The organism is Rhizobacter sp. P3_C12 (genome assembly GCF_056402735.1).
In genome coordinates this window covers 22,805-30,786 of sequence record NZ_JBFUGW010000044.1, presented here as the reverse complement: position 1 = coordinate 30,786, position 7,982 = coordinate 22,805, and the positions used below count along the sequence as shown (strand labels likewise).

Below are 7,982 nucleotides of genomic sequence, written 5' to 3'. Positions count from 1 at the left end.
AGGCCTGGCGTCAGGCTCGCCCCTGAGCTGGATTTTGCCTGGAGGCCCGGTGAGTCGTCGCCAAGGGCCCGGTTCGGAGAGGTCGCCGACAAGAGCCGCGGACATCCTGCAATGCCAATCTTGGAGCCTGCAGCCACCTGGCCCCTCCGATTCGAACAGCACCCATCAGTCTGGAGAGGAAGTACGGTTCGCAGCGGTCGGCGTCATGCAATGCTTCGGCTGCGAATCTCTGCAGACGGCCACTCGCTGCCGTTCGCGAATGACCGCTCTCGGATGACCTCTCATTGTGGTTGCAACAGGCGTGGGCGTCGCGAAAGGCTGACTCTCGCCGTCGGTGGAGTAGCGATGCCGCTTCGAAGAATCGACACGACCTCGGAACACGCAGACTTCACAGCGGCTTCGCCATGTGGGTGCAGATTCTGCGGATGACTCCTCAACAGCTTCGCTCTGTTCTCGGTCGCCTCTTGGCTGTCGGGGCTACGGCTCTCTGCGGTGCGTCGATCTTGGGCTGCAGCGGCCCCACCGATGCCCAGGTGGCAGCTGACTTTGCGAGAGTGCATTCAGGTTGTACGCTCACCAGGGCCGTGGGTGGCGAGTCAGAAGGTGGGTACCTGTGGGTGGAGGTATCGGGCTACTGCGCCGGCGACGGCTTCGGGCGTGGGGACTTGTTCCGATACGTCGAGAAAGACGGTGAATGGATAGTCATTCCATCGAGAGTGGAGACACCGCATTCCCGAACCCGCTAGCCCGGGGAGCGACCGCCTTTCTGCATGCCAGATGGGGAGTTGGCTGACAGCACGGGTCGTCTACCGCAGACGACGGGCGCAGCGGCAGACAACAATCGGCCATCTCCGGACAATGGTGACCGACAGCTCTGCGACCCCGAAGCAAACGAACAAGGAAGCAAGGCCCGGCAGTTCGCCAAGACCTGTGCAAGGGATCAAGATTCAAAGCGGACAGCTGACCGCCCGCTCGGGAGGTCGGCTTTCGTCACGCGCTGAGCGCACTGGCGACACTGAAGAATGCGGGCACCAATTCGTCCCAGGTCTCCCGATCAAAGCCTTTGGGCTTGCGCGGGATGGATGGCTTCAATCGCCTGGACAGCAAACCCTTGCATGCGAACACGATGGTGTTGCTGCACTCGTCATCGCCGACCAGCAGCACCTCACTGCCGAAAGTCCGTTCGATGCGGGCAACCTGCGAATTGAAGTCGCGATGACCTGTGTGCAGGTTGACCACCATCAGGCCGTCGGGTTGCAGTGCGTCGTAGCAATCGTCGTAGAAGCGCTGAGAGCACAGCGCCGGTGGCTGGCCCTCGTAATCGAAACCGTCCACCAGCAAGACGTCCAGCCGATACGGTGCAGAGCGAACGAATTCCGCACCGTCGCCGCGGCGCACCTTGAAGCGTTCGTCATCGCGTGGCACCTGGAATTCATCGCGCAAGGCAATCACATGCGGATTGATCTCGATCACCTTGATGCGGGTAGTGGGCAGATAGCGGTGGCAGAACTTTGCCATCGAGCCGCCTCCTAGCCCGATCATGGCCAGGGTGGCGGGCTCGTGGTTGAACAGCAGGAAGCCCATCATCGTGCGCGTGTATGCGAGATCCAGTGCATTCGGGCGCAAGGTCTGCATGCGGCTCTGGATTTCGGAGATGGTGAAGTGCAAGGCCTTTGAGGTCAACGTTTCGTAGACGAAGGGCTTGACGTATTGGTTGCTGTCAGCGGAGTCAGGCATTTTCTGAGCGCCTGGGGGCGCATGCTGGGATACGGAAGAGCGGCATGTGTGCGCCTGGGGATGGGGTCATGCCGGTTCGAAGAATTGGCCCCTGACCTAAGCCCGCTGGATGTCGACGATCAAGGGCGGCGACGCCATGATGACCAGCAGCAACGCAAGAGGAAGCGTGGCAGAAAAGCCGAAATGCTTGAAGGCCACGGCACCCACCAAGCCGCCGACAAAGAACAAGCCCAGTACGAGCGCGTGGATGAACAGCTTGTCGCGGTTGGCCCGGACGAAATGGATCTCGTTGGCCGTGTTGATGCGGTTCCAGTAGATCAGCCGTCCCAATTCGATGCCCAGGTCGGTCACCACACCGGTCATATGGGTGGTCCGAATCTCCGCCTGGGAAAGCTTGGTGACGATGGCGTTCTGCAGGCCCATGATGAAGCACAGGAGCAGCACCGCGGTTGGCACGAGCAAGTGCCCGAGCGACTGGAGATTGGCGCCCACCAGGCCGAACAACAACAAGAGTCCAGCTTCCAACAGCAAGGCCAAGGCGTACTTGCTGTCCATCTGACGTCGACGCGCCCAGTTGATCAGCAGGGCGGTGCATGCGGCACCGGACACGAAGGCCATCAGCGACACCGCGCCGACCAGTGCCAGCGCAAATCCACCTGTGGCCAAGTCGTCTGCGACGCCGGAAACAATGCCCGTCATGTGCGAGGTGTAGCGCTGCACTGCCAAGAATCCCCCTGCATTGATGGCCCCGGCGACGAACGCCAGGATCCCGCCGAGCTGGCGATCGGCCGCTCGGGTGCGATGGTTTCCGGTCAAGCGCAGCAGGAAGTGGAGTGCCATGGTCGAGAAGGAGCGGGCCAATGGCCCGTCAAGAACGGAAGGATCGGGTTGCCCTGGCTGACGAGGCGGTGTGACCTGCAACGCGTCGCTGATTTCAGGGCGCTCCAATCTAATTTGCTTCACATACGATTGCAATTATAATTTGATTAACATATGGAGCATGTATGGAGCAAAAAACTGCCCGCCTAACGGTCTTGATCGATCCGGCAAAGAAGAAGGCTTTCGAAGCCCTGTGCGCGAAGCAGGACGTCACCCCATCCCAGGTGGTTCGCCGCCTCATTCGCGAGTACCTCAGCGCCCACGGCGCGAGCTTTGTGCCCAGCGGGACCGAGGAGGCGACTGGAGCCGATGCTCAGCGCTCATGAGCGCATGAGGCCGTGTCGATGTGATCGGTGCCCGGCAAGCATGGGTCATGCAGCTCATGTCAAACGATGAGCGACCGCTGTTTGCCCTCGAGATCGGCGACCTGAATGTCAGCAGTGGGTCGATAGCTCCAGTTCGCGCACGCGCGCAGCGGACGTTCAACGTCCTCTGATTCACTGGCGGCACGGCGCGTCGACTAGCGCCCTCGAGTGGCACGTCGCTTGAACGGTCGTTCAGCTGACTCCCGAACGCTGCAGCGACCGCTTTGAGGCAGCAAGCAGCCGGTCGATAGCGCGAGGCGAACGACGGCAACCGCCGCATAGCGGCCGGAGATGTGGGGGATTTTTGGGGGACTGGCTGGTGCGAGGCAACGCACACCAGGGCAATGGTGCGACTCTCTTCCAAGAGCCGAACCTTATGAATCAACAAGTTACGCGCGGCGGCAGAACTACGAACCAAGGCGTCGCGCACGGACCTGGTGACGTAGCCACTGCGTAGCTACGCCAGTCGCCTGTCAGAGATCCAACACGCCCCGCCGCTCCCTCCCTCATAGTGCGCGTGCCCCATGGCCGGGTATCGAAAGGGAGCGGTAACCGTCTCATAATCCTTTGGTCGTTGGTTCAAGTCCAACACGGCCTACCAATGCGATCAAGGTCTTGGCGCTGTTTGCCAGGAGTCCCGATCTTCCGGCGCAGCCGCAGCGCAGCCAAAGAACGCATCCAGTCGCAGGGCCGCGCCCTGCAATGCTTCTGGCGCTGCGTGCGCATACCGCTCGACCATATCGTGCCAGTCTTCCAGCCGCCGAGCCGCTGCAGCTCATGGGTCGGCGTTCCGGCCCGTCTTTCGACATCATGGTGAACAAAACGGAGAATCGAATGCCCCCGCCCCTCACCCCGAAAGAAGTGTTCCTCGCATTGGTCAACGGCGTCGCGGAGGGCCGCTGGGATGAGTTGCCCGACCTTTATGCCGAGCAGACCGACGTCGTGCACCCGTTTCACCCGCTTCGCGCCCCCGCCCTGCGCACCCGGGACGAGCTGCGCGAACACTTCCGGCCCAACGATGCCAGCCCGCGGCTGAACCGCAAGGCGACCAACATCGTCGTCCACGAGACGAAGGACCCCGAAGTCATCATCGCCGAGTTCGAGTACCAGGGGACCGTGGAGGGCGCGGATGAGCCGTTCTCGATTCCCGGCATCTTCGTGATCCGGGTGCGCGACGGCCAGATCGTGAGCTCGCGCGACTACCTCGACCACCTCACCTCCGCGCGCGTCCGTGGCCAGCTGGACTGGCTCGTCGCGGCGATGAAGGCATGATGGCTGCATCCAGTGACCGACAAGGAGTGGACCCGATGGACGGACAAGCCACCCGGATGCAGCGAGCTGCCCTGCCCTTTGCCGCAGCGCTGGCGCTGTTTGCCGCGCAGGCCAATGCGGCGGACCTGACGGCGCAGCAGCAGCTGTTCCGCTCCATCTACCAGGAGCTGGTCGAGATCAACACCACGGATTCGGAGGGCGACACCACCCTGGCGGCGCAGGCCATGCACAAGCGCCTGCTCGACGCCGGCTTCACGGCCGCCGAGGTGGAGATGATCGCGCCCTTCCCGCGCAAGGGCAACCTGGTGGCGCGCTACAAAGGCAGCGGTGCGAAGAAGCCCCTGCTGCTGCTGGCCCACATCGACGTGGTCGAGGCCAAGCGCAGCGACTGGAAGACGGACCCCTTCAAGCTGCAGGAGAAGGACGGCACCTTCACCGCCCGCGGCAGCATCGACGACAAGGCGATGGCGTCGATCTTCGTCTCGGTGCTGGGGCAGTTGAAGAAGGAAGGCTTCGCGCCGAACCGCGACATCGTCCTGGCGCTCACGGCCGACGAGGAGAAAGGCGACACCCCCGCCAACGGGGCCAGCTGGCTGCTGAAGAACCGGCGCGCATGGGTGGAGGCGGAGTTCGGCATCAACGAGGGCGGGCGCGGCGAACTGAAGGACGGCAAACCGCTCTCGCACATCGTGCAGATCGCCGAGAAGACCTACGTGCAGGCCGAGTTCGAGGCGACCGGCCCCGGTGGCCACAGCGCGCGGCCGACGGTGGACAACACCATCTACGACCTGGCGGAGGCGCTGACGCGGCTGCGGCAGTACCAGTTCCCGGTGCGGCTGAACGATGCTGAACGCCGGCCACGCACCCAACGCGCTGGCGCAGAGCGCCAAGGCCAGCGTCAACTGCCGGATGTTGCCCGACGAGGATCTGGGCTTCGTCACCCGCAAGCTCACCGAGATCGCCGGCCCCAAGCTGAAGGTGACGCTGACACGCGAGGGCGAAGCGACGGCGCCCGCTTCGCCGCTGCGGCCCGACGTGATCGGCCCCATTGAGGCAGTGAGCGCCGAGCTGTGGCCCGGCGTGCCGGTGATCCCGACGATGGGCGTGTCCACCACCGACAGCCGTCACTTTCGCGAAGTGGGCATCCCGATGTATGGCGTGTCGGGCCTGTTCGCCGACCCGCTCAACACGGGGGTGCATGGCTTGAACGAGCACATCGGCGTGCAGCGGCTGTACGACGGGCGGGAGTTCATGTATCGGTTGATCAAGAGGCTGGCGCAGTGAGAACCACCCGATACTGACGCAGAAACCTGTCCGGTCTGCGCCTGGCCGATGCTCCGACGGACCGCGAAGCGCGGCGCGAATGTTGGCGGTGAGTTCTGGGGAGCCCCGATCTTCCGGGTGCGATACGCTCTCATTGGAATCTGAGGCACCCCCATGTACGTGAACCCGTCGCACCAACTCACGGATCGCGAAGCGATCTTTTCGTTGATCGCATCCCACCCGCTGGGTGCCTGGGTGTGCCACGGCCGCGAGGGTCTCATCGCGAACCATGTTCCCTTCCTCCTGGATCGCAGCCGCGGGCCGCACGGCACGTTGATCGGGCATGTCGCTCGTGCCAACGGGGTCTGGCGCGAACTGGACGCTGCCACGCCCTCGGTCGTGATGTTCCAGGGGCCGCAGGCCTACATCACACCGGGCTGGTACCCGGGCAAGACGGAGCACGGCCAGGTCGTGCCCACCTGGAACTACGTGGTGGCGCACGCCCACGGCGTTGCGCGCGCGATCGAGGACCGTGAATGGATGCTCGACATGCTGAGCCGGCTCACCGACGCTCACGAGGCTCGCCAGTCGGCGCCGTGGTCCGTGAGCGACGCGCCCCGCTCGTTCATCGACAAGCTGATGGGCGTCATCGTCGGAATCGAGCTGCCGATCGAACGACTGGAAGGCAAGCTGAAGGTCAGCCAGGACGAAGCGATCCAGGACCGACGCGGAACCGTGCAGGGTCTGCACAAGAAGCCGGGCGACGAGGCGGAGGCGGTGGCCGATCTCGTCGTCAAGGCGATGGAGGCGGATGCAGCCAGGCGGGCGTGACTCAAGCCTTGAACGCAGTGATGCGTCCACGGATTGATTCGATCAAGTTGACAATCTTTTGAGCAAAGCGGCGTTTATCCATCGCATCCGGCTCACTACAGTCTGCCCACCGACAACCGCACTCGCTGGAGCATCCGATGACGACCTTCAAGACCCTGGGCCTGGCCCTCCTGCCCGCAGCGACGTGTGCGCTGGCGCTTGCCGCCGCGACGATGCTGCCGGCTGCCCGGGCCGCCGAAGCGAAGCCCGGCACCCAGGCCGCGCCGAAGGCCCACGGCCAGGCCGCAGCGAACAAGGCCCTGGTGCTGAAGGCCTATCAAGGGCTGTTCGGTGACCACGACCTGACCGTCCTTGACCGCTATTGGTCCAAGGACTACATCCAGCACAACCCCTACATCGGCGACGGCACCGAGGCCGTGAAGCAGTTCGTCGAGAAGATCGGGCTGCTCAACGCGCCCAAATCCAGGATCGAGTTCCTGCGGGTGGCGGCCGAGGGCGACCTCGTCTTCGTGCAGACCCGCTCGCCGAAGAGGGGCGACGCGCCGGAGATGGTGATCGTCGACATCTTCCGCGTCGAGAAGGGCCTGATCGCCGAGCACTGGGACGTGATGCAGGCCGTGCCCGCCGACGCCGTCAACAAGCGTCCGATGTACTGAGTGCGCCATGAGCGATCCGACCCTGCACTACATCCACGATCCGCTGTGCGGCTGGTGCTACGGCGCCGCGCCGCTGGTCCGCGCGGCCCGCGACACGCTTCGCGTGCAGGCGCACGGCGGCGGCATGATGGCGGGCGCAGCACGACGTGCGGTCACCCCCGAGTTGCGACAGTTCGTGATGACCCACGACCATCGCATCGCGCAGGCCAGTGGTCAGCCGTTCGGGCAGGCCTACTTCGACGGCCTGCTGCGTGACACCGGCGCCGTGCTGGATTCAGCGCCGCCCATCACCGCGATGCTGGCCGCCGCCGAACAGGCCGGCACCGGATTGGACATGCTGTCGCGCCTGCAGCAGGCGCACTACGTCGAAGGCCGTCGCATCGCCGACCCCGCCGTGCTCGAGCAACTGGCCGCGGCACTCGGGCTGGACGTCGAGGCCTTCGGCATCGCGTACCAGCGCCTCCAGGGCGCTGCCACGCAGGCACACATCGAACAGAGCCGGGCGCTGCTGAGGCGCATCGGTGGCCAGGGCTTCCCGACCTTCGCGCTGGAGCGCGAGGCCCGTTTCACCCTCGTGGACATCGGCCCCTACCTCGGCCAGCCGGAGGCCTGGCGCAGCTGGCTGACGCAGCAGGTGGGTGGTGCCACGGCGGCAGCGACGGGCGACGCGCCCTTGGTCTGCGGCCTCGACGGCTGTGCGCCGTGAACTCGGCTGGTGCCATGAACCCCGCCCATCTTCGTCAGGTCCTGGCTCACCTGCAGGCCGGGCAATGGACCGAGGCGCACAACCTCGTTCAACAGGACGACTCGCCCCTGGCGGCCTGGCTGCACGGCATCCTGCACGTTCAGGAGGGTGACCTGGAAGACGCCGAGTATTGGTACGGGAAGGCCGGCCGGCATTTCCGCAGCCGCGGGACGCTCGCTGAAGAGCTGAAAAGTTTCGAGGCCACCTTCCCGTTCACGCCCTGACGATATGTCA

Annotated in this window: 8 protein-coding genes and 1 pseudogene; 7 read left to right on the top strand and 2 right to left on the bottom strand. The window is 64.4% G+C overall.

The genetic code is table 11. The features are described 5' to 3' along the window. Positions 1 to 990: 990 nt before the first annotated feature. A complete protein-coding gene (locus AC1DXV_RS09995) occupies positions 991 to 1,737 on the bottom strand; it encodes a spermine/spermidine synthase domain-containing protein (RefSeq protein ID WP_477933420.1) in 747 nt (248 codons plus the stop codon). A gap of 96 nt (positions 1,738 to 1,833) precedes the next feature. Then, the gene (locus AC1DXV_RS09990; protein WP_477864885.1) at positions 1,834 to 2,577 is read right to left on the bottom strand and encodes a YoaK family protein; all 744 of its coding nucleotides are present in this window, start codon (positions 2,575 to 2,577) and stop codon (positions 1,834 to 1,836) included. A gap of 164 nt (positions 2,578 to 2,741) precedes the next feature. On the opposite strand from AC1DXV_RS09990, the gene AC1DXV_RS09985 reads away from it, so the two are divergent. From AC1DXV_RS09985 to AC1DXV_RS09955, 7 genes and pseudogenes are all read left to right on the top strand, one after another. Continuing rightward, positions 2,742 to 2,942 carry a CopG family transcriptional regulator gene (locus tag AC1DXV_RS09985; protein WP_477864884.1) on the top strand — a complete coding sequence of 67 codons (201 nt, stop codon included), beginning with the start codon at positions 2,742 to 2,744 and terminating at the stop codon, positions 2,940 to 2,942. 741 nt (positions 2,943 to 3,683) lie between these two features. Next, positions 3,684 to 4,253, top strand: a complete 570-nt coding sequence (locus AC1DXV_RS09980; protein WP_477864883.1) for a nuclear transport factor 2 family protein — start codon at positions 3,684 to 3,686, stop codon at positions 4,251 to 4,253. 35 nt (positions 4,254 to 4,288) lie between these two features. Then, positions 4,289 to 5,537 (top strand): annotated as a pseudogene (locus AC1DXV_RS09975) (M20/M25/M40 family metallo-hydrolase). A 153-nt stretch (positions 5,538 to 5,690) separates the two neighbouring features. After that, positions 5,691 to 6,347, top strand: coding sequence for an FMN-binding negative transcriptional regulator (locus AC1DXV_RS09970; protein WP_477864882.1), 657 nt, complete (start codon positions 5,691 to 5,693; stop codon positions 6,345 to 6,347). Between the two features lie 137 nt (positions 6,348 to 6,484). Beyond that, positions 6,485 to 7,003, top strand: coding sequence for a nuclear transport factor 2 family protein (locus tag AC1DXV_RS09965; protein WP_477864881.1), 519 nt, complete (start codon positions 6,485 to 6,487; stop codon positions 7,001 to 7,003). Between the two features lie 7 nt (positions 7,004 to 7,010). Then, positions 7,011 to 7,709 (top strand): DsbA family protein, encoded by a 699-nt coding sequence (locus tag AC1DXV_RS09960; RefSeq protein ID WP_477933418.1) that lies wholly within the window; start codon positions 7,011 to 7,013, stop codon positions 7,707 to 7,709. Between the two features lie 14 nt (positions 7,710 to 7,723). After that, entirely contained in the window at positions 7,724 to 7,972 is a 249-nt protein-coding gene (locus tag AC1DXV_RS09955) for a hypothetical protein (RefSeq protein WP_477864879.1), read from the top strand. Positions 7,973 to 7,982 lie beyond the last annotated feature (10 nt).